The organism is Bartonella sp. AP21QHHD (assembly GCF_042196205.1).
GTDB lineage: Bacteria > Pseudomonadota > Alphaproteobacteria > Rhizobiales > Rhizobiaceae > Bartonella.
Map to the genome: position 1 here is coordinate 8,878 of NZ_JBHIPT010000054.1, position 19,713 is coordinate 28,590.

General features: G+C 38.5%; 19 protein-coding genes. 3 read left to right on the top strand and 16 right to left on the bottom strand.

What is annotated here, in order from left to right; all coding sequences use genetic code 11:
• Positions 1-127: 127 nt before the first annotated feature.
• Positions 128-493 (top strand): hypothetical protein, encoded by a 366-nt coding sequence (locus ACFIMC_RS03765; protein WP_375680842.1) that lies wholly within the window; start codon positions 128-130, stop codon positions 491-493.
• 45 nt (positions 494-538) lie between these two features.
• Entirely contained in the window at positions 539-988 is a 450-nt protein-coding gene (locus ACFIMC_RS03770; RefSeq protein ID WP_375611689.1) for a hypothetical protein, read from the top strand.
• A gap of 1,306 nt (positions 989-2,294) precedes the next feature.
• On the opposite strand, the gene ACFIMC_RS03775 is transcribed toward ACFIMC_RS03770, so the two are convergent.
• From ACFIMC_RS03775 to ACFIMC_RS03785, 3 genes are all read right to left on the bottom strand, one after another.
• A complete protein-coding gene (locus tag ACFIMC_RS03775) occupies positions 2,295-3,068 on the bottom strand; it encodes a DUF4167 domain-containing protein (RefSeq protein WP_375611688.1) in 774 nt (257 codons plus the stop codon).
• A 1,338-nt stretch (positions 3,069-4,406) separates the two neighbouring features.
• Complete coding sequence (locus ACFIMC_RS03780; protein ID WP_375636952.1) at positions 4,407-4,601, bottom strand: hypothetical protein; 195 nt, start codon at positions 4,599-4,601, stop codon at positions 4,407-4,409.
• A 146-nt stretch (positions 4,602-4,747) separates the two neighbouring features.
• Positions 4,748-5,191: a hypothetical protein gene (locus ACFIMC_RS03785; RefSeq protein WP_375610680.1), complete on the bottom strand. Its 444-nt coding sequence runs from the start codon at positions 5,189-5,191 to the stop codon at positions 4,748-4,750.
• A gap of 1,685 nt (positions 5,192-6,876) precedes the next feature.
• On the opposite strand from ACFIMC_RS03785, the gene ACFIMC_RS03790 reads away from it, so the two are divergent.
• On the top strand, positions 6,877-7,047 hold the full coding sequence (locus ACFIMC_RS03790; RefSeq protein WP_375680843.1) for a hypothetical protein: 171 nt from the start codon (positions 6,877-6,879) through the stop codon (positions 7,045-7,047).
• Positions 7,048-7,289: 242 nt separating this feature from the next.
• Here ACFIMC_RS03790 and ACFIMC_RS03795 read toward each other — a convergent pair whose 3' ends face one another.
• From ACFIMC_RS03795 to ACFIMC_RS03855, 13 genes are all read right to left on the bottom strand, one after another.
• Entirely contained in the window at positions 7,290-8,087 is a 798-nt protein-coding gene (locus ACFIMC_RS03795) for a hypothetical protein (protein ID WP_375617997.1), read from the bottom strand.
• A gap of 90 nt (positions 8,088-8,177) precedes the next feature.
• Complete coding sequence (locus tag ACFIMC_RS03800) at positions 8,178-8,504, bottom strand: hypothetical protein (protein ID WP_375633303.1); 327 nt, start codon at positions 8,502-8,504, stop codon at positions 8,178-8,180.
• A gap of 699 nt (positions 8,505-9,203) precedes the next feature.
• On the bottom strand, positions 9,204-9,569 hold the full coding sequence (locus tag ACFIMC_RS03805) for a hypothetical protein (protein WP_375617995.1): 366 nt from the start codon (positions 9,567-9,569) through the stop codon (positions 9,204-9,206).
• 138 nt (positions 9,570-9,707) lie between these two features.
• Positions 9,708-9,995: a hypothetical protein gene (locus ACFIMC_RS03810; RefSeq protein ID WP_273791311.1), complete on the bottom strand. Its 288-nt coding sequence runs from the start codon at positions 9,993-9,995 to the stop codon at positions 9,708-9,710.
• A 1,357-nt stretch (positions 9,996-11,352) separates the two neighbouring features.
• The gene (locus ACFIMC_RS03815) at positions 11,353-12,357 is read right to left on the bottom strand and encodes a phage tail protein (RefSeq protein WP_375680844.1); all 1,005 of its coding nucleotides are present in this window, start codon (positions 12,355-12,357) and stop codon (positions 11,353-11,355) included.
• The gene (locus ACFIMC_RS03820; protein WP_375634553.1) at positions 12,354-13,493 is read right to left on the bottom strand and encodes a tail fiber domain-containing protein; all 1,140 of its coding nucleotides are present in this window, start codon (positions 13,491-13,493) and stop codon (positions 12,354-12,356) included. Before ACFIMC_RS03820 ends, ACFIMC_RS03815 begins: the two co-directional genes overlap by 4 nt.
• A complete protein-coding gene (locus tag ACFIMC_RS03825; RefSeq protein ID WP_375683339.1) occupies positions 13,490-13,972 on the bottom strand; it encodes a hypothetical protein in 483 nt (160 codons plus the stop codon). Before ACFIMC_RS03825 ends, ACFIMC_RS03820 begins: the two co-directional genes overlap by 4 nt.
• 281 nt (positions 13,973-14,253) lie before the next feature.
• On the bottom strand, positions 14,254-15,717 hold the full coding sequence (locus ACFIMC_RS03830) for a hypothetical protein (RefSeq protein ID WP_375680846.1): 1,464 nt from the start codon (positions 15,715-15,717) through the stop codon (positions 14,254-14,256).
• 201 nt (positions 15,718-15,918) lie between these two features.
• Positions 15,919-16,086, bottom strand: coding sequence for a hypothetical protein (locus ACFIMC_RS03835; protein ID WP_375636948.1), 168 nt, complete (start codon positions 16,084-16,086; stop codon positions 15,919-15,921).
• 20 nt (positions 16,087-16,106) lie between these two features.
• Positions 16,107-16,238 carry a hypothetical protein gene (locus ACFIMC_RS03840; protein WP_375636947.1) on the bottom strand — a complete coding sequence of 44 codons (132 nt, stop codon included), beginning with the start codon at positions 16,236-16,238 and terminating at the stop codon, positions 16,107-16,109.
• 32 nt (positions 16,239-16,270) lie between these two features.
• Entirely contained in the window at positions 16,271-16,966 is a 696-nt protein-coding gene (locus ACFIMC_RS03845; protein WP_375633311.1) for a hypothetical protein, read from the bottom strand.
• A gap of 83 nt (positions 16,967-17,049) precedes the next feature.
• Positions 17,050-18,168, bottom strand: a complete 1,119-nt coding sequence (locus ACFIMC_RS03850) for a N4-gp56 family major capsid protein (protein WP_375643242.1) — start codon at positions 18,166-18,168, stop codon at positions 17,050-17,052.
• Positions 18,169-18,613: 445 nt separating this feature from the next.
• Positions 18,614-19,387: a hypothetical protein gene (locus ACFIMC_RS03855; protein WP_375613656.1), complete on the bottom strand. Its 774-nt coding sequence runs from the start codon at positions 19,385-19,387 to the stop codon at positions 18,614-18,616.
• Positions 19,388-19,713: the final 326 nt, after the last annotated feature.

A 19,713-nucleotide genomic window follows, 5' to 3' on the forward strand; every position in this document is an offset into this window, starting at 1 on the left:
GCATCTCAAAGGGGAAAACGCATCTCAAAGGGGAACTAAAAAACTGTGAAACCGTTTAACAGTGAAGAAGCCCCTAGGCTGACAAATTGGAGTCCGCTCTGTCAACCTGTCATTTGGAAAATAATTGATGAATCCCCTTGTTTTTATCCTCTTATTAGTTTCATGTACAGATGATTTTAATAGTTGCTATTCGAACAATACAATGGTTAAAATCTATCCCACGGCTCAAGCTTGTGAACAGGCCATGGTCCCGTCCACAAAAAAGTTTGCACTTTATGGACAACAAATTTTTGCTCAATGTATAAACGTACAACCCAGTTTAGATCAACAAGAAGTAAACTTGATCTGGTCTGTAACAAACCATGGAAATTTCCTGCTTAAAAGCCAAAACGTAAAGGACAAGCTGTCTACAGTACACAAAGAAGATATTTTACCAACATCGCTTCCTCTTTTACATTCTTCTTCCACAAACCTCTTGCACAAAAAACTTTAAAAGCATAAACTCATCAGATCTCAAAAAAAATAATCAATGAAAGACATGATGGATAATAAGCGAATGCACCCTTCAAAAGACCATCACACAGAGCAAAATTCTCTGCCTCAAGATCTCCCTTTAGACCCTGCCGTAGAACGAGTGAGAAAAAAACTTATGGGTTTAATGATTATTTCCGTTTTAATAACGCTTTTCCTTATTCTAACCGTACTGTTTTTAATTGTTTATAAAGTGATAAAAACCGGATCAGCGCCAAAACAAACAGAGCTATCTTCCTCTCTCAGCAAAAACCCACACGTTATCCATCATACGCTCTCTCTACCGGAAAAAACACAGATTTTGTCGCAAAGCCTCTCAGAACACAATATTGTACTGAAAGTTTTAACCCCTGATGGACAAACAAAATTTATGATTTACAATTATCATACCGGTGCACTTGTCTCCATTCTTTCTGTTGAAACAACAAAAGAGAGAGCGAAGATAATGCCTCATTAAGAAAACTAACATCAATAAGCGCTGACATAGCATTCTGAAGGTTTAAACATTTTCTGCAAGCTGGCATTATCACACGCTTTACCAGCGCGTGGGTGTTGCCGACAATCCTTGGCGCTAGAGAGAGTTCATAAGAGCCATTTTATTCCTTTATTATAAAATTTATCCACACGGGCTCTCCCCGTTTGCAACGTGCAAGCGAATGGTTTTTGTTGATCCAACATGGAACAAATTTGGAAATGAGAGAATTCTAGGGGTTTAGGAGCTCTCACCTAACATTCAAAACAATGAATTATTATTATAAATTAATGTGATAAGTCTTAAATATCCACCACACGGGCGACGGCGCGTTTTTTACTGTATCCCCTCACTTAAATCTTGGAAAAGAAGAAACCTTTCTGTCAACGCATTCCCATTTTAAGAAAATGACATCACTTGGGAAAAGCTAATAAACGTGCAAGAAATACCTCTTCTTGAGTGCAAAAATTCAACATATTAATTTATAGTGATGATTTATTTTGCATGTCAAACGAGAATCTCAAATACTGTAAGATTCTCCCTTTCAAATCTGTTCGTAAGAAACTGAATCAAAATCATTTCTTTACATATCCCAGCAAGGAAATGGATGAATAAAAATACCTCTTATGAATGATCCGGTATCAAAAGAAGAACTGTTGCAACATTGAAAATTAAAGCAATAACGCCCAGTTTACCTCTTTTATTAAGCAAAGATAACCGATGGATTTCACATGATAGAATTCATGAACACCAGTGCGAAATGGGCATGAATACATTGAATAATATTAAATATAAGTGTGAATTAAATAAAACAACGACATTGCGTTCTTCATAAAAGAACTGCCTCTTAAAATACACGGATGCGGTTTTCTCTGTATTTCCTCACTTAAATCCCAGCAAAGAGGCAATCTTTTCTGTCAACACCCTTTGTTAAGTCTCAATACTGCCCGTGAAAATCCAAAGAAAGCGCAAGAGGCTTCTTGAGTATATACAATTTACTATCATGATACCAATAACATCACCACAAGCGCTTATACAGCACCTTTCAGGTTTAAACATTTCCCTCTGCTTCAAGATTGACCACTTGAGCGACGGCGTGGTTTTCTCTGTATCCGCTTACTTAAATCTCAGCAAAGAGGCAATCTTTTCTGTCAACAGCCTTCGTTAAGTCTCAATACAGCCCCGTGAAAACTCAAGGAAAGCGCAAGAAGCTTCTTGAGTATATTATAATTTATTATCATGATACCAATAACATCACCACACAAGCGCGCTTACACAGCACCCTTCAGGTTTAAACATTTTCCTCTGCCTCAAGATTGACCACTCGGCGACGGCGTGGTTTTCTCTGTATCCCCTCACCTAATCCAGGCAAAGAAGAATCCTCTTTTGTTGCTGTTTTTGTTGCTGTTGATGCATCTCCATTGCTAGAGCTTTCTGCTGTTGTAAGTGAAAGCTCAAGAGATGATTCATCTTGAGTCCGTACAGTACGTCGACGAGGAGAACGACGTATTTTTTTGACAGGTTCAACATTTTTCTCAGAGAGGCAGTGCTCTTGATCTGTTTTTTCATCCGATAGAGCCTCTAAAGCGTTTTCACGCGCATCCCCATTTTGCGCTTTATCATATTGGCCATTGCCATTTTTTTGCGACGACATTTGTAATACATCTGTATCACCCTCGACAGCATCCTTTTTTTCACCATCAAGATTTATTTCACCGCATTCTTGCCCATTGTTTTCATCACGATTTTCGTTTTCATCACCACGATTTTCATCACGCCGAACCGATTGAGACATTTGCCCAGCTGCTGCTAAAATAATACGCAAATAGTGCTCGGCATGTTGTAAATAATTTTCCGACATAACACGATCACCTGCACCTTGTGCATCACGCGCAAGGCTTATGTATTTATCGGCAATTTGCTGAGCATTCCCGCGAATTTTAACATCCGGACCGCTACTTTCATAATTGCGAGACAACGGATTAGGACCGCGACGATTATTATTGTTATTACCATTATTGTTATTATTGCGACCGCGTACCCGTCTATTTTGTTGTGGCCTCATCTTTATCCCTTTTTGGAGTGTTTGTCTTATGTGTGTCTTAATTGACGCTTCCTCATTACATTATCTTTTGATAATGCTGATCATGTTTAACATACGATTATCAAGCTATCCGCGTTTATTTCACTCAAACGAACCCTACTGATATTGATAAAAGCATATATTTTCTTGAAAATCACAAAACAGCAGGGAAATCGTAAATCAAAAATTCCCTTTTTCTCTGTCAAACAGCAGAAACCTAATGATGTTCACGTAAAATGCCAAGTGTTTTTTTTAAAATAAACCATATTTCACTAAAAAAAATAATTATCTTGTGGAAAACAAAAAGGAAAACACACATATAACACACCCGACAAAGAAAAAATTCCTGCCAGAGAATAGTAGAAGCTTCCTTTTTTGCTCTAAAACCACCGCTCCTAAAAACGCCGATATTCTCTACCCCCTCGTGCATTTAACTCACAAGCACTTCCATCCCAACGAGTCACTGCGCGAACCTCTTTATTTTATAAATATAGCCTCTCTTCATCGCTAAAGCAACCCCTTGCGAGCGATAATCCACGATCGCCTCACAAAACCTCTTAACTTTTATAGATAGATTAACACGAAGTATTATTCAAGCCCTATAATCACCAAGAGATCAATCTTCTTTCCCAAACAAGTCAATGATACTATCAATTTTTATTTTAACCCATAGAGTTTTTAAGTTAATCACAGTTTTTATTTATAACAAATTGAGCTTAAAAACAAAATATTTAAATACAAAAAAATATCAAATTATGAAAAAAACGACCAATATGTCACACTTTTTTAAAAATCAACTTCTTCTCAAAAAAATACCCTCCTCAAAGCCTATCAATAAGAATGGCCTAACGTATTTCCTTACTTATCTTTTCTGATAAAGAAAACTAGAATTATAAAACAAGCACATTTTTAAACCCAGCACAGCGCTTTACGCATGAAGAAGCCGTAAATGTTTATAAAAGGAATGTTTTTTTACTCATTTTTGTCATGTCTATTGACTTACACCCTCAAAGAATGAAGGTTCTCAAATCACACTGGTCTGTTAACAATGAAAATACTTATAAAATTCATACACTAAATTGATTTGTAATGATAATTCATATTTTTTGTGTTGAGTAAGAAAATTAATACCGTAGGATTTTTCATCCTCAATCTGTTTGCTGTTGAATCAATCTCTTTTTCTTGCATGTTACATGTGGGAAAACCTGCGTGGAGTAAAAACGATAAAAAGACTAAAAGTGCCTCTTATGAACCGTCTCTAAGGCTAAAGGGTTGTCGAGAGCACCATTGGGAGCGAGCAAAGTGTGAGATAGTACCGGCTTATTCTTTGTTTAAACCATAAAGATGAACTTGCTTTATAAATTTTATACATTTCATGATGGTTTTACCATTATACCATTCACCAAAACCATCACGAAATGGATTTCCCACACTCGTTATTTCCCTTAAAAAAGCGCAACAAATCCTCCTGAAACTCCACCACGCCCCCTTAAACATTTCAAGGAGGCCATCCATACCTTATGTCGCCACACCTTAAATAAGAAGTGCGATATAACAAGATAAATAAATCAAGCTGCTATTGGTCATGAGGCAGATAGTCATTTAAGAGGCTTTTATCTTTTTATCAAAATTCGCATCCTTTTAACTTTCCATATAAAAACTTAAAAGTAATTGCGCCTTTTGCCTGTTTTATTTTCTCTTTCATTCAGAAAACAGTCTCGTAAGAGAAAATAATTTCCATCCCCAGGACGGACCCTCGTCAAACATTGTTTTTTAGCACTATCAGAAAGCTTATCCCACATTTCACGAATAGCAAAATAGGCCTCACTTTCCAAATTAAGACAATGCTGATAAACCTCTCTTTTCATATCGGGCATAACGGAGGCAGAAATTTCCTTGCAATATACGCGTAGATCAAAAACAGGAATAACCAATTCAACGGGTGCTTGTTGTGTTACTTTTTTATGAGAAGAAAAATAACTAACCACCTTTGCAACAACAAAACACAAAAACACTATACAAAAAAGTATTATGCAAACAAAAGCAATCTTGCGATATAATCTTTTGAAATAAGCCTTTTGTCTTGCTCGGATTCTTTTTTCCATAAAGATTGTACCCTTTAATATCCCAAGAGAAGCTTTTACAGCAAAAAATGATAGAAGTATCTGTGTACACAATACAGGTTATAGCCGCAAACGATCAAGACTCTTATGTCAAAAGACTCTCTTTTTTACCGTATAATTCTTATCGTATATAATTCTTATGAAACACTTTTCTCATGCCCTTTATGAAAAAATAGGGCTGATGATTTTCTCTCACCACTTTTAAAGACGAAGATTCTTCATCCATGCGGATCTATAAACAATTCGTCTTTGTTAAAACACATCACATTGATTTACAAAGAGTATTTATTGTTTTGCACGTTGAATGAGAAACCCGAACACCATAGGATTCTCTCATTCCAAACCTGTTTATGTTAAATCAACCAAAACCATGTCGCTTACAAGTTACAAGCGGAACTGGCATGTGGATTAAAAACTGTACAAAAAAGGCATATGCCTCTTATGAATCGTCTCACGAACCAAGGCTTTCGTAACATTGGAAACTGGAAAAATATATGAGAGTACCAACCTGCACTTTTATGAAGCATAAAGATGAGGGAGATACCTTATAAGTTTTATACATTTCATAGGGGCTTTACCCCTATACCATTGACGAGTGTTCTTGTAAAAGGGACTTGGGAGTGGGATATCTCTTTAAAAACAAGTCCATGAATATGCAATAAATGTATATTCGGAGACAAATAATATTTTAATATTTGAGGCATTCTGTTTTTATGTGAGAGGCATGATCCCAAGAAGACACACGATACATAAAAGCATAAGGCATTATCTTCATTATTTAAATAATATTGCTATAGATAGTTTTGAAAATTATAAAGGAAAAAGATGATAGTCCGAAGAGTGATTGATATGCCTTTATATTTTTTCTCAATAAGGTTGTCTTCCTATTTCAGAAATCACTCAAATACAGCCCTCATCTGGCATATATAAAGTCTAGCTTACAAAAGCTGGAATCGCTCAGAGAGTTTTGCCCTTCTGAATCCGTAAGGCTATCATTCTTCTTTCTCTCAAACATGCTACAGCTTTGAAATTTGATGTTGATTGACAAGCAACAAAAAAAGCTCTGCACTCTCTTAAGAAAACAACGCCTTAAAGTTACACACATAATGGATTGGAAAGATGTCCTAGCTTTTTATCAAACGCGCTGTAAAACAACGAGTGTAACATATTAGCTTTGCTTATCCCAAAAATGTTCATCCCAATCTCTTGTATCCAAATCTCTTATATCTCAATCTCTTGCATCCAATTCCCTAGCCTTCAACTCCCTAGCCTTCAACTCCCTTGCATCCAATTCCCTTGTGTCCAATGCATAAAAATCAAGTTGAAGAAAATATATGGACACCCCTGAACTCGAAAATATGAAAGGAAGGCGTGACAGAGTTTCGCGTTCCTTTGTTATGCAAAAGCATTAGACATTCTGAAACAAGCACACTTACTGTCTCGTAATGATTCCTTTTTTCTGCTACCGGTCAAATCCCTTTATTTAGAGAATTGGCTATCACAAGTTATGCAACAAATAGCGCTATATGCAACAAACAGAACCTGATTTATATCCGCATGGAATTCGTTCCAGTTTACATGATTGGCTCGCAAAATCCACTTGACTTTCCCCTTTGTCTTTTCCCCTCATGGGATCTCTATCACCATAGAACAAAAAGCGATATTTTATGACGCTTTATGGACAAAATCCCCACCGCCCGAAGAGTTCATCACATGACGAAAAAAACACTCCCCATATTCACCACACACAAACACTTCAATATATAAAACTTACATGCCTTCTATCACCGCACTCTCAAAAAGCAGCACAACAACAAGATAAGAAATTATTGATGTAAAACTCCAAACAAAGAAAAAAACGGATTTTCTAATCGAGGTAAACAAATACTGTTAAATCAACGCTTCCATTTTTGATGATGTCACACCTATGCTTTATAGCACCCCTATCACACTTCATAATACCGAAAAATTTTCTCTGCCCTACGCACTATACGCATCAGAACCAATCAAATAAAACAGAAATGCACTATCTTCCTACTTTTTTGTTTTTGATTAAATAGCAAGATATAGCTGTAATTCTTTAAAGAGCTTCATACCATAGATTCATTTTATACATAATATCATCAACAGAATGTTTGTATGTGCTGCAGGAAGAATCCCCAGAACGCTCCATATGACCACTGGATGAAGAGCTGTTACAGGATTCTACAAGAAATGCCAGTGACATTGGAGATAACGCATCCTCGCTATCAGAATAATAAGCTGATAAAAAAGTGTAATCTTGTGAAGGAAGTGTCCCCGAATTTACTTGTGATGGAGCGGCAACAAAAAGAGAATTAAAGGTTCTAGGACCAATGACAATATCACCATTCGCTTGCCGCATAATACTTCTTGCAGAGTATATATGATTTGTATTGATTGCCCCCAGCGAAGCCCATTCATCCTGCCATAAATATGCATAATAAAGATCCATAACTTGTTCATGTTGAACAACGTTGTCAGCAGACATGGCTGTATCAAAGAGTGAGTTAGGAACATAATAAAAATTTATATCTGGAATAATTTCATATAGCCAGTACGTTTCATCAGGATTATTAGCAATCTGTTGCCGCGCCATTCTGTAAACTGCATCCATATTTGCAGTTGTAGACACAAATGCTGAAGTCTGTTGAGCAAGAGAGTGCCCAGTTACATGATGTATGATATCCTGATCATCCCCCCAAGGGGCAAAACCTCCTCCAAAGAATATAACAGATGGAGAGCGATCATCTATACGGAAAACCATATGGGGAGGATCAATAGCATATGACAGATTTACATCTGAAAAGAAAAAAAATAAAACTGTCACTAAAAATACTGAGAATGCTCTTTGAAACATTTTTATACCTTTGATATACACTCCATATTTTATACCTGTAACCTCTTGAAGCGTTACAGATATAAAAAGGGAGAAAAACCCCTATTGATCTTATTTTAAAGTGATGGCTAAAACCCTTTTTGCTGGCACATTACCCGCTTCAAAAATAACCATTACTTTTCTGTTCAAAATGACTGCGGTTTTTGCCAAATCCAAAATACTTTTTCCAACAATGTTATCACAGCCCCAAACACCTTTTTGAATGTCTGAAGTAGGGCTGATACCGTATCTGAGCTCTAGGAGACATTGTGCTCCTGCGCTAACGACTTGAACCGAATTAAGATAACCGTTTTGTTCATAAACTCCAGCATGAGAAACACCTGTTGTTAATGCTATTATCACCAAAACGATGGATATTTTTTTCAAAAAGCTTTTCATAATTTACCTCTTTTAAATTTATTGCAACGGACATGAAATGCATCCCCATGCAATCTAATGGATATTTTTAACCTCCTCGCCTCCTTAAAGACGAGAATTTTAACCAGCTTTAGCCCGTGATAAGACTGCCTCATCTCAGTCTATTCTTACCTCTATCCCCGCTGTTGCACGATTTATTTTACAGGCTCTACAGCAAAGCCTTCCCTTATTGATGCCGCGTGAATGATGACTCATGCACACAACAAAACACCGCATGCACAAGCTCTACCATTGGCGATATCTACCACTGACAATGTCTGCCATTGTTAATGTACGTGCATTCTACGGATTCAAAATGTGTCTATGATTTATTGCCTATCGCAAGCGGCATACTGTCAACAAAGACAATTAAGACACGTATTTACAGCCTCACTAAGCTTAAATCTGTCTAACACCAAACGCTAGAATGAAATTGCCATCTAAGCTCAAACGACGATTGATACAAAATCACTCAGTTTAAAATAGAATCAACTGTAGTTGAATATCTTAAGATAGATCCTCAATACCGATAACTCATGAATTCTGTAAAACATGAACGATTATACTCTGAGTAAAAACTGTAAATCAGAAAACTGCTAGGGTTAAAATAGCCTTAGTGTAGAAGATTGACCATTTTCCAAGCATCGCCTATTTAAGTCACAACGAATACAGATAATACGCTTAATTATCACGCACTCTCAGCCCTCGAATAACATTGATTGAATAGTTACTTCTGTAACAAATATCAACGAATTGCGATGTACTGTAAGCTCTATAGGCCAGCTCAACAATCTCAGGACTTTGAATATGAAATGTTCTTCCTACAATTTTTGACATTTCTGGCTCTTCTGTAGGCCTCGTTTCTAAAACAGAGAGAATATTTACCCCTTGCAAATTTTTATATGGAATGACAGAAATATTATTGATGATTTGTGAGCGAACCATTGTTCCGCCGATATCTGAACAATCATCTGAAATAGTCCACAAACGTGCAGAAGCTGGTCCAGTAAGACACAAAGCTAAAAATATTAAAATCAATTTTTTCATTATAGAATACCTCTTTTTCATTTTTGGTTGATCAAAAAAATAAATGCTCTATGGACAGGCAAATAACTATCCTGTTCACAACTATCTATCTCACTGCTTTAAAGGAGCTAAATCCCATAGAGACACAAATCGAGATGGTTAATCACCCATCGTTTTACTTTTATCCGCTTCTTCAGCGTCTTGTTTGTGTTTCACATCTTCAAGATCTTTGATAATCGTTTTCAATTGTTGTTCTAAAATATCCAAACGCTGTGTAAGTTGGAGAATATTTTGAGTCTGTATTTTATCAAAACATTGGAGATCTTGACGTGTTTGCTTCAACAGAGCATTCAAAGGAGCATGTCCCATTCTTCCGCTAGCATAAAGAACCACACGAATACATTCAGGATCATCAATATCAGCAATAGAAAATGGAAAAAGTGCCATTATATCCCCCTTTTTGATAAGCTAAACGCGTATTAAGCATTTGAATATCTTTTTCCGTTGTACGGCTCTTGCATTTCTCAGAAAACCTCTTGAAAAAATTTCCTCATCGAAAATTTTTACAAGACATTTTTTTAGATTATACCCTGTTTTCCACCTAAAATGTTGACTTTATCACCTGAAACCAAAGAAAAATGTTTGACCACCTTGCATGCTGTGTTAGCTTTCCCCAAAGGACAAAACTACACCGATCTTTAAATAATACCAATCAATAAACAATGGTTTGTCAACAATCTGGCTTCGTATCTAACAGATTTAACTTGGCTTACCTTCAAATGCATCCTTGTCATGCATCCCCTGTCCAGAGTTACTCTACAAACAACACTGCTTTAGGAATACGTACAGATGAAAAACACCCCATGCATAAAATTTTAACCGCATCTCAAACAATAGTATTTTACGACACAACAGGATAAACCATTGTCTTACAGATTTTCTCGTATCACTCTCATTCTGTTTCAAGAAGTTTCCTGACAAGTACAAAATGCATCTAAGAGAGTCAATTACTCACCATGTGTTAAACGCATCGCCAAAAGACTTCGCAAACCCAGCGCCCATTTTGAAAAAAAGAACGCTTTTTGCATACACGCTCTACCCAAAAGAGGGAGAGTACCATTTTGCCTTTTCTCGCTTTAAATAAACATATCCGTTGACCTCTTCCCGCCACCTCAAAAGACAAAGATTTTAGCCCCACATCGGTTTATAAAACAATCCAACTACTCTGAAGGGATTCCGTCTGCTGCTCACTTATATGATTCACTTGCATAAGGCTTAACCAAGCAAGCCCTCCACTGAATAGATGTCTCTTCAATACTTAAATGGATCAAGTATTGTATGTCTTATTTTCCTTATATCACCAGCTTCAATAATAGTGTTTTTATGACGGTGTTTGACGGCATAACATAATAGGATAAATTTTACCCATGGGCTTTTTGTCATCGCACAGCAGCGCTTTAAACCCAACGCTTTAATAATGTATCACGATACCACAAGAGAGAAGCATTTTGGATAAAGTCTTTATTCCTCAGCAAAAACTCTATGAATAAAGAAAGGGTTTTTGTTCTCCCCCTACCTTCAATAATCACTGTCTTGATCCTCTAACGAACAATAGGCAAACTTACCTTTAGACATCCAACAAAGGCAGCACAAAAAATAAAAAAATAAAGAGAGTTGAGTTTTTTTCTAAAGCGCCTCAAAACTTTCTACACAATATATTCTATAAGACTTTATATTCAATAAGACTTTTTTTCATAACAAATATTTTGTAAGTATTTTTATCTTTCTCTCAAAGCTTTCATTCTCAGGCTTTGACAGCATAAACCACCGCCATATTGACGGGGCGTGTTTCATCTCCCCCTGTTTTTTGCAACAAGACCTTATGTTCATGCTCTCCCGCAGCCTTCGTTAACCGATCTTTATTGTAGACTTGAGCCAGATGTCTATAATATTCACCGTGATTCATATCCCAAACTACCTCGTCAATCATTGGATAACTATGCTGGTGGTTACCTGTTGAATCTGTTTTTCCTTCATGGGTATGAGATTTAAAAGACTCTTCTTGTCGACTTCCCAAGCGACGTCCTTTATCAATTGCTTTTCCACTATCGAGCCCCCGTAAAAACATTCCACGCAAATCGGGAACATTGAATGTTGTTCTCCCATCTCCTTTTCCCCATGTTTCTCCCAAAACAGCAAAAAGATTGGCATAGTTCCTTCGCGAATATTCTTTACCATCACAGAGTAACCATCCAGAGGGTATTTTTTCTGTAGCAAAAGTCCCAATAAATCCAGAAGAAAAAGTTTCAGGCAAAGGAGGAAAGGGAGGGATTTCAGGAAGTTTTATAGTAGGATTGGTTAAAAACCAGCCATCAGCATTTTTTCCGGCAATATCACGCGTATAGACGACTTCATAAAGCCCCCCCTTTTGAATTTCTCCGCCCTTTAAAGGCATAATACCCTCTGGCGTTGCCATATAAGTTGGTCGTGGTAGCAATTGATTCAAAGAAATATTTGTTATTCCTCTGTTGACGCCTTGTGCTTTAAAGCGCACAACAATGCCATCCATATAAGTCTCAAAAAAAGACTTTGTTGCCAAACGAAGTGACGTTCTCTCGTTTTCCACATCGACAGTAAACTGTGTTTCAATCCCGCCCCCATTATCCAACAAATATTCTTTGATGCGTTGCATCATAGCGCGAGCACTATCATTGACTGTGCTTGGCGGTTGCCCTTCTGCCCAGTTTATATTCTCGTCGACATAAGCATTTTCTGATGCAATAATTGACCAATCATAAATCGAACTCATAAAAGATACTCTTTATTCAAAAAGGGAAAGCGAGCAAAAAATGAAGAAAAGAAAGCCGCAATTTTATTTTTAGATGCCGGTATTTTCTCCCCTTTCATTTTTTCCATTTTCAGTCCTATTTTGTCATAATCAACATGCAATAACTTTGTTTTCGCATTGACATAAACAGCTTCAGGGTTCACACGCAACACGTCTTGCGCCATAACGCCCTGATAACGTTGTGGATTTCCCTTATAATTAAAGGTATAAAGTGGATATCCCTTTTTCTGCCCCACAGGGATAATATTTTCTTTTGCTCTCACGTCACAAAGCCCTAAAATTCCTCCGACCAATCCAAGTACTTGCTGCGCATCACGCAATGGATCTTTTGTCACAGAAGGCATTGTCGTGGATTTTCCTGAAGTCGTTCCGTAATTTCCAGCAGCCTGTGTTCCTACCTGTAACAAACTTTGCAATCGGTTCCAATCTTGATTATCTTTTTCTGACCATTTTTGGCGTTCAGCATCTAAGACATTTTGGCGGTTTATATCTTGAATCATACCCCCTTTCAAAGCATTGCTTTGCACGTTACTCTGTCCTTGATAATAGCTATTTGCCGCATTAACTTGATCATTCTGAGAGCGATCAATCATCTGGTTTGCATTCATCATATTGTTAATATCTTGATTATATTGCTGTGCTGCAGCATTTGTTGCCAAGGCGCCTAACTCATCGGCCAGCACACCAGTATGAGCCCCAGAGCCATAACGTCCTGCTCCCGACATCGATTGATTAATTGCATCGGACGTTTTATTCAGAGCATTTTGCAATGCAGTATTAAATTTACTATTGCTTCCAATCCAGCTTCCCTTAGCCATACCGGAAAGATTTGTAGCGCTGTTGGTTGGTGCACTCAACCATTGCGTTACCGTTGGATTGTTATAGAGCCCTGCTGCTTGTTGTAAACCGGTCAGCGCATTTTTTGTCATATTGCTAAGACCAGCGACTCTGTCTCCCTGATAAACGTTTCCGCCAATTCCCTTATTATAAAGTCCAAGTGCATCAGCACTAGCTTGTTTAAGAATATCAGCCGCCCAAGCAGGTGGAGCATTTGTTTGTGTTGTTGTTTGCACTTGAGGTGTGGTTTTTCTACTCATGGGTTCAGAACCTTTCTATATTGAATAAGATTACGAGAATATCCGTGATGAGCGAGCTTTTTCGCCCATCCAGTTCTTCCAAACATGTGCATTTCTTCAGCATTAATTGTTCGCGCCCATTTTTCGACTTCATCAATCAACTTGACCAATTTCAGCCCTCCCTCTCCAGCAAGATCAGAGAGAACGACGCATTTTTTCCCCGTATGGGTTATTTCAACTTTGGTTATTGCAAAAGCACTAAATTGGATTTTATTTTTTAAGACAAGCCACAATTGTACTTGTCCTGTAGCGATTTCTTCAGCAATTTTTTCCAGACAAACATCATCCGGAAAGCGCTGAACATATTTTTTCAATGCAGTATTGAGAGCCTCTTGATAGGGAGCTATTTTTTCCCATGGCCACCGCTCTGTCAGATGAGCAGAATATAAATCTTGACTCTCTTGCATCATAATTTTAGCTCTTTTAGCTGTGTCACTCATCTCCCCTCAAATAACATCCCCCTACGAATTTCACGCATTCCATGCCCCCCGCACAATAAAAGAAAAAAGTCTCCATCATCCCTTTGTCACAACAAAGGAGGAACTTTCTTCTTTATAAAAATAAACCATGGTGCAGCCTATTTTTCCTTTATCGCAGAAAAGCATGAAACATAACGCACCACCTTGTTCCTTTGTTTATAAAGGTTTGGGAAGCCTATGGGGCATTTGTTCTTTAATAATAGAGGCTTGAGCCTATCGCATGGTATTACAAAAGGGCATGCCTATCGCATGCCGGCCCGCGTCAATTCCACATCAAATCCAGTGACATGAGTCCAATTCACCCCTTCAGGAATACGCAATTTAAAGCGATAAAACCGTGCCCTTGCGCGACAATGAATTTGTCCAGTATTATAAGAAGGCTGTTTTTCTGGTAACCAAACAGTTTCCTCTTCAAGAGATTGTCGAAAGCGCATTCCCACAGACAAATAAAACTTTCCACTATTGACTTGAGGCATAATATTTTTCACCCGTGTTATCATGCCATTTGTCTGCCCCATTTCTTGTGATGTCACAACACAAGCCATAGGACACCCAGAAAACGAACCCAGTCTTCCCTGTTGATCAAATGCCCCCAGAATAGGCGATTCATTTTTCCAAGCTTTACTATCAAGAGAAAAGGATAAATCGTCAATATTCTTAGTCACAAAATCAAGACCTTCCAGGGTTGTTCCGGCTAAGAAAATAGGCAATACCATTTTGATATCGACGAGAGCTTTTGTCCATTTTTGCAACCCCCAATCATAAATGAGCAAGATACGTTTATGAAGATTCTCATCAGAATCAACCATCCAATAAACACGATTATACACCCCATCGATAGCAGCAGATAGAGTGTACAGATTATCCTTCCTTGATTTTGCGGTCATCGTTCGATCGACTTTTTCGAACCCAATGGGTATAATCTGTCCCTCATTTGTTATTTGATAAAACCCGCCCTCATCGGCAAAGAATGCTAAATCGCCTCTACAAACAATTGATTCAGCATTTTTTGCGCCTCGTTTATCGTGGATTTTTTGGAAACTAAAAATAATCTTAGAGCCAGGGATAAAAGAACCGGCATAGATTGCAGAACGCATAAAGATAATTGGATTTGTTGTCTCCGTTGCCCCTTGGACGAATCCGCCATCAGGAAAATCTTGATAATCACAACTTTTTTTCCCCACGGTCCAAAATTCAGCATCATTTAATCCAGACCAATGAACCCTTCTTGGATGCTCGGTTAATTTCATCAAACAAACGAAATCTCCCCAGATTCGAACAACCCCTGCCTGTGGTGGATTTCCTCCTAAATTTCTAAATGTTTTATCATGGTTAATATCAATCACTTGTGGTTTATCATTGGCATTCACCGCAATGATAAAATCACCAAACAAAGCAAAAGACCACGGAGCATCAACATTAGCCAGATAAGATTTTCCTTTTTGGCTAATATCTTTCCAGTTCATTGTTGTATTATCAAGTAAGTAGATTTTATCTCTTGTCCCGACAATAATAGAAACCCCATTTTTTGTTTTAACCGCAAGAGTGCCTAAGATTGGCTCCGGACAAGGCTCTGATAAAGGTTCAAAACTTGGCATAGGGATATAGGAGCCATCCGCCGGGAGCACATTAACAAGTTCATCGGTAAAAATTCCATTGATATCCGCCACATCGGGTCGATAATCAGCGATTGGGAAAAAAGCCATCAAGACCCCCATAAAATCTTTGAAGAGCCCAGTGCCATTCAAAACACCAAGGCTTATTGATAATAAAAACCACAAAAGCCCTTAAAACTCTAAAGGCATAAAATTCAACAAAACAAACAACCTAAAGTTGTTTAACACACCGAAAAAACGATACCATAAATAATAGCCACCCCAGCGCCATCCACCAGCGCCAAACCAAAATCAACTGCCCGCAATCACATCCCCATACCCCACAATGACGGGGGAAAAAGCCATTAAGCCCCCCATAAAACCTTTGAAAAGCCCAGTGCCATTCAAAACACCAAGGCTTATGGATAAAAAACCACAAAAGCCCTTAGAACAAAACTCTAAAGGCATAAAATGCAACAAAACAAACAACCTCAAGTTGTTTAATTCATCGAAAAAACGATACCATCAATAATAGCCACCCCAACGCCATCCACCAGCCCTTCACCATCAACACCCAACGCGCATCCAACCATAAGCGACAAACCAGCCACCAGTGCCAAACCAACCTTCAACGCCAGCCATAAACGATTTGGAAAAAAGTCTTTTAAAAACGCATTGGGCGAATCTTTGAAAAACCTTTTCGGCGCGATGTTTCAATGCGCAAAGCTTGAAGCTGTTCTTGAAAATCTCTGAAAGAAACGGCGGCATATTCAGGATCTTTAAGAATATTTTTATAAAGTTCATATTTTGCCCGTGCTTTAATAAGATCAAAAGCATAAATCAACCAAGGATTATCGTCTTCTCTCAACTGTTCATCAGCAAAATGAACAGGAGCATAAGAAAGCTGTACAGTTTCCACATGTTCTGGTGTTGGAAAGAGTCCTATTTTTTGATCAAGGTACGTATAAAAGAATGGCGTTCCTAGCGCAGGATGCATACCATATTGTTGATGCAACACTTCCAAGGGCTTAAAGAACAACTTTGTTGGTGTTGCATCCTTTGTTACTAAAAAGACGCCCTCCAAACTCTTTTCTGATTCAATAAAAACCCCCTCTTCTTGCCCATACCATGTTTTACCACTTTGTGTTTTAAACGTCCTTTCTCTTTTTTCATTAAAGAAAAAGGGTTCGCGTTCACACAAACGCAAAGCCGTAAAAATTGAATCTTGAATTTGCAGGGAATATTCCGCTGTTGTATCGTCAATTTCATCTTGAATAAGCGCGACCATATAAGCAAAAGTTTTAGAATGATCTGAATGTGTAAGGTTTAGATTTTGGGGATCAGTGGATAAAGTGGTCATAAGCCTGTCCTTGTTTCTGGAAGCATTTTAAATTTTTCCCCCAACAGATCCCTCTTGTTGGGGGAAGAGAGCAAAAATTCGCTTTAAGCGGGTGCTCCATAAGTTGGGATGACAATAGTGCCAAAATCCTGAGCCCCTTGCGTACTTCCTGGCAAGGTAAAGCAAGTTTTTTTCATACCAATAATGGTTTTTGCTGCGACCCCGAATTCTCTTTCATAGTCGAAGAGTTCTTCCACCAATTTATAGCGTGTTGCTCCTCGATCTTTACCAAAAGCAATCACAGCACTCTGCGCACCAAGCAGAACAGCACGACGCACATTTGGCACAGCTTTATTTGCCGTCCCAGATTCAACCCCTTCGGTAATATGTTCAGCTTCGCGCAAAACCACACCATTATACATGCCCAACGATCCATCATAGAGCGGATTTTTGATACGACTTCCACTATAGATTGCCTTGGTAATGTCGAGCCATTGCCCCGCATCTGTATTGGTTCGCAATTGTGTCACTTGGGTTGGATGTAGATAAAGCACATAGACATTTTCCCCATCGAGCCGCACAGGTCTAATTTTAGGATTTGCCAATTTAGCCCGTTCAACTGCTTTATCAATCAAGCTGAGATCAAAAACATCGTCTTCTTTTAAGTCCTCATCTTTTGCTTTATCATTAGGACGTACCACGCGTTTATTGGTTGGTGCCGTTGGCGCATTAAACCCATAATGGACAGGTTTAAGAGTAATCGTACGTCCCTCAAAGTTAATTGTTTTTGCGGTATACCCGCAAACTTGAATGAAGAACATCATACTCAGACGATCTGCATACCAATCAACCAAACCATTTTTTGCCTCGGTGCGCAAATCATGAAGAATTCGTTGTTGATCAATCGTTCCCTCATTTTTGACACGCACAGCATGAACGAGTTCATTAATTGCCAAGCGATCATTGAGAAACTGTAAAGCTTCTTCATTGCCTTCCAATGTCTGCCCTTCGCTCACCCCATCGCCTAGCAACTGCACACGCAAATTAAAGCTAATAGCATCCCCACTTGCTTTCGTAGTTTCATCTTTTAATTGTACGATACTGTTTGAATCATTTCCAATCAACGGTGCAATTGGAAGTGCTTTTGAGACTTCTTGGTTTAGTAATTTAGACCATGTGCGCACTGCCATTGGGTCATTAAGTCCGATATAAGTTACAGTCATTTTGTCCTCTAAAAGTTTTATTGACATAAAAAACTCGGCAAAGCGCCGGTTGTTAAAACACCACATTTCATTTCAAATGGTGAATATGTTGTTCGTGAGTTTTATCTAATTTCTGTTAGCGTCTGCCTCCCCCTTATAAGAGCTCTCCTCTCCACATCCGTGTTTGAGAAATCCCCCCGCATTCTCCTGCGCCAAAAGCCTCTTAACATTCCCGCAAAAAACACTCCCGCATTCTCCTGCGCTAAAAGCCTCTTAACGTTCCCGCAAAAAACACCCCCCGCATTCTCCTGCACCAAAAGCCTCTTAACATTCCCGCAAAAAACACCCCCCGCATTCTCCTGCACCAAAAGCCTCTTAACATTCCCGCAAAAAACACCCCCCGCATTCTCCTGCACCAAAAGCCTCTTAACATTCCCCGCAAAAAACACCTGCCACATTCTTGTTTTTAAAATTCTCTTCCCCCCATTAAACGATTAAAAGCGGCTTTATTTTTAGGATCAGCAACCCAAGCGCTAAACTCTGCTTCTGACATTTTATCAAGCATATCCAAAGAAATCGGCCCATTTGGCGTCAAGCCGTTATAAGCAGCAAGAGTACGTGCAGAATTGTGTCTTTCCTGTAAATTTTCACCCATGTTATTGGGAACATTTGTGTAGCCAATTTTTTGTGCAATAGAGTAAATCACTTCAGCCGGATTTTGATTTTTTTGCGCACAATCGCGCAAGATCTGCTTCAACTCATCACCAATTATCGCATCAATATTTTGGGGATCTGCCATCTCAGGATAGAGCGAAGCACAAGCTGCCAACTGTTTAGCCCGCGTTTCATAAATAAAATCAGCTGCTTGATCAAAATCATGATGCTTTTGTTTAACACTGGCAACAGACTGCTGAAAAAATGCATGCAACTGTTCTGCTTCGCGAGCAAGAGAAGGCTGTTGTTTTTCATGTACAAGCCCTTGTTTTTGGAGTGTTTTTCCCAACCATTGCATATAGCCCATAAAGTCTTTTTGCGGATCTGGTGGAACATCTTCTCCCCCTTGAACCTCTTTTCCAGCCTTTTGCGAAGAGTACTGTTGTTGATGCACTTGCCCTTGAAAATTATCTTCAAGAGTTTTTTCTTCTCTTGCAATTTCACCATCTTCTCCCTCTTGTGTTGAGACCAGAAAATCTTGTTTCAATTGGTTTTGTTCTGCCGGCGTTAAGTGTTCTTGATCCATGACATTAGCCTTCTCTTTTTTTAAACAATAAAATAAAATTTTTCAGATAAAACAGCCCCATAAGCATTTATCCCCTCAATGCTCTCATCATTTAGCTCCAGCATTCTCCTCACATAGCTCCCCCACCATGACAGCAAAACACCTCCCACCATATCCCCGCCGTGACAGCAAGACTCTATTAAAGATGTTTCCCAACACCAACACTACGACTCAACACAACAGCTCTTCTGAGATAAAGAGAGGCGACATTGCACGACATAAGCAACATGGGTAACTATGGACATTGTTTAGATAAGCAACTTCTGATAGATGAAATTCATCCAAGA

Excerpts from the sequence above, each read along its gene's own strand:
- ACFIMC_RS03770 (WP_375611689.1), top strand. The coding sequence starts at position 539 with ATGATGGATAATAAGCGAATGCACCCTTCAAAAGACCATCACACAGAG.
- ACFIMC_RS03850 (WP_375643242.1), bottom strand. The coding sequence starts at position 18,168 with ATGACTGTAACTTATATCGGACTTAATGACCCAATGGCAGTGCGCACA.
- ACFIMC_RS03830 (WP_375680846.1), bottom strand. The coding sequence starts at position 15,717 with ATGGCTTTTTTCCCAATCGCTGATTATCGACCCGATGTGGCGGATATC.
- ACFIMC_RS03855 (WP_375613656.1), bottom strand. The coding sequence starts at position 19,387 with ATGGATCAAGAACACTTAACGCCGGCAGAACAAAACCAATTGAAACAA.
- ACFIMC_RS03800 (WP_375633303.1), bottom strand. The coding sequence starts at position 8,504 with ATGAAAAGCTTTTTGAAAAAAATATCCATCGTTTTGGTGATAATAGCA.
- ACFIMC_RS03795 (WP_375617997.1), bottom strand. The coding sequence starts at position 8,087 with ATGTTTCAAAGAGCATTCTCAGTATTTTTAGTGACAGTTTTATTTTTT.
- ACFIMC_RS03805 (WP_375617995.1), bottom strand. The coding sequence starts at position 9,569 with ATGAAAAAATTGATTTTAATATTTTTAGCTTTGTGTCTTACTGGACCA.
- ACFIMC_RS03845 (WP_375633311.1), bottom strand. The coding sequence starts at position 16,966 with ATGACCACTTTATCCACTGATCCCCAAAATCTAAACCTTACACATTCA.
- ACFIMC_RS03790 (WP_375680843.1), top strand. The coding sequence starts at position 6,877 with ATGACGCTTTATGGACAAAATCCCCACCGCCCGAAGAGTTCATCACAT.
- ACFIMC_RS03785 (WP_375610680.1), bottom strand. The coding sequence starts at position 5,191 with ATGGAAAAAAGAATCCGAGCAAGACAAAAGGCTTATTTCAAAAGATTA.
- ACFIMC_RS03820 (WP_375634553.1), bottom strand. The coding sequence starts at position 13,493 with ATGAGTAGAAAAACCACACCTCAAGTGCAAACAACAACACAAACAAAT.
- ACFIMC_RS03775 (WP_375611688.1), bottom strand. The coding sequence starts at position 3,068 with ATGAGGCCACAACAAAATAGACGGGTACGCGGTCGCAATAATAACAAT.
- ACFIMC_RS03780 (WP_375636952.1), bottom strand. The coding sequence starts at position 4,601 with ATGGATGGCCTCCTTGAAATGTTTAAGGGGGCGTGGTGGAGTTTCAGG.
- ACFIMC_RS03810 (WP_273791311.1), bottom strand. The coding sequence starts at position 9,995 with ATGGCACTTTTTCCATTTTCTATTGCTGATATTGATGATCCTGAATGT.
- ACFIMC_RS03765 (WP_375680842.1), top strand. The coding sequence starts at position 128 with ATGAATCCCCTTGTTTTTATCCTCTTATTAGTTTCATGTACAGATGAT.
- ACFIMC_RS03825 (WP_375683339.1), bottom strand. The coding sequence starts at position 13,972 with ATGAGTGACACAGCTAAAAGAGCTAAAATTATGATGCAAGAGAGTCAA.
- ACFIMC_RS03815 (WP_375680844.1), bottom strand. The coding sequence starts at position 12,357 with ATGAGTTCGATTTATGATTGGTCAATTATTGCATCAGAAAATGCTTAT.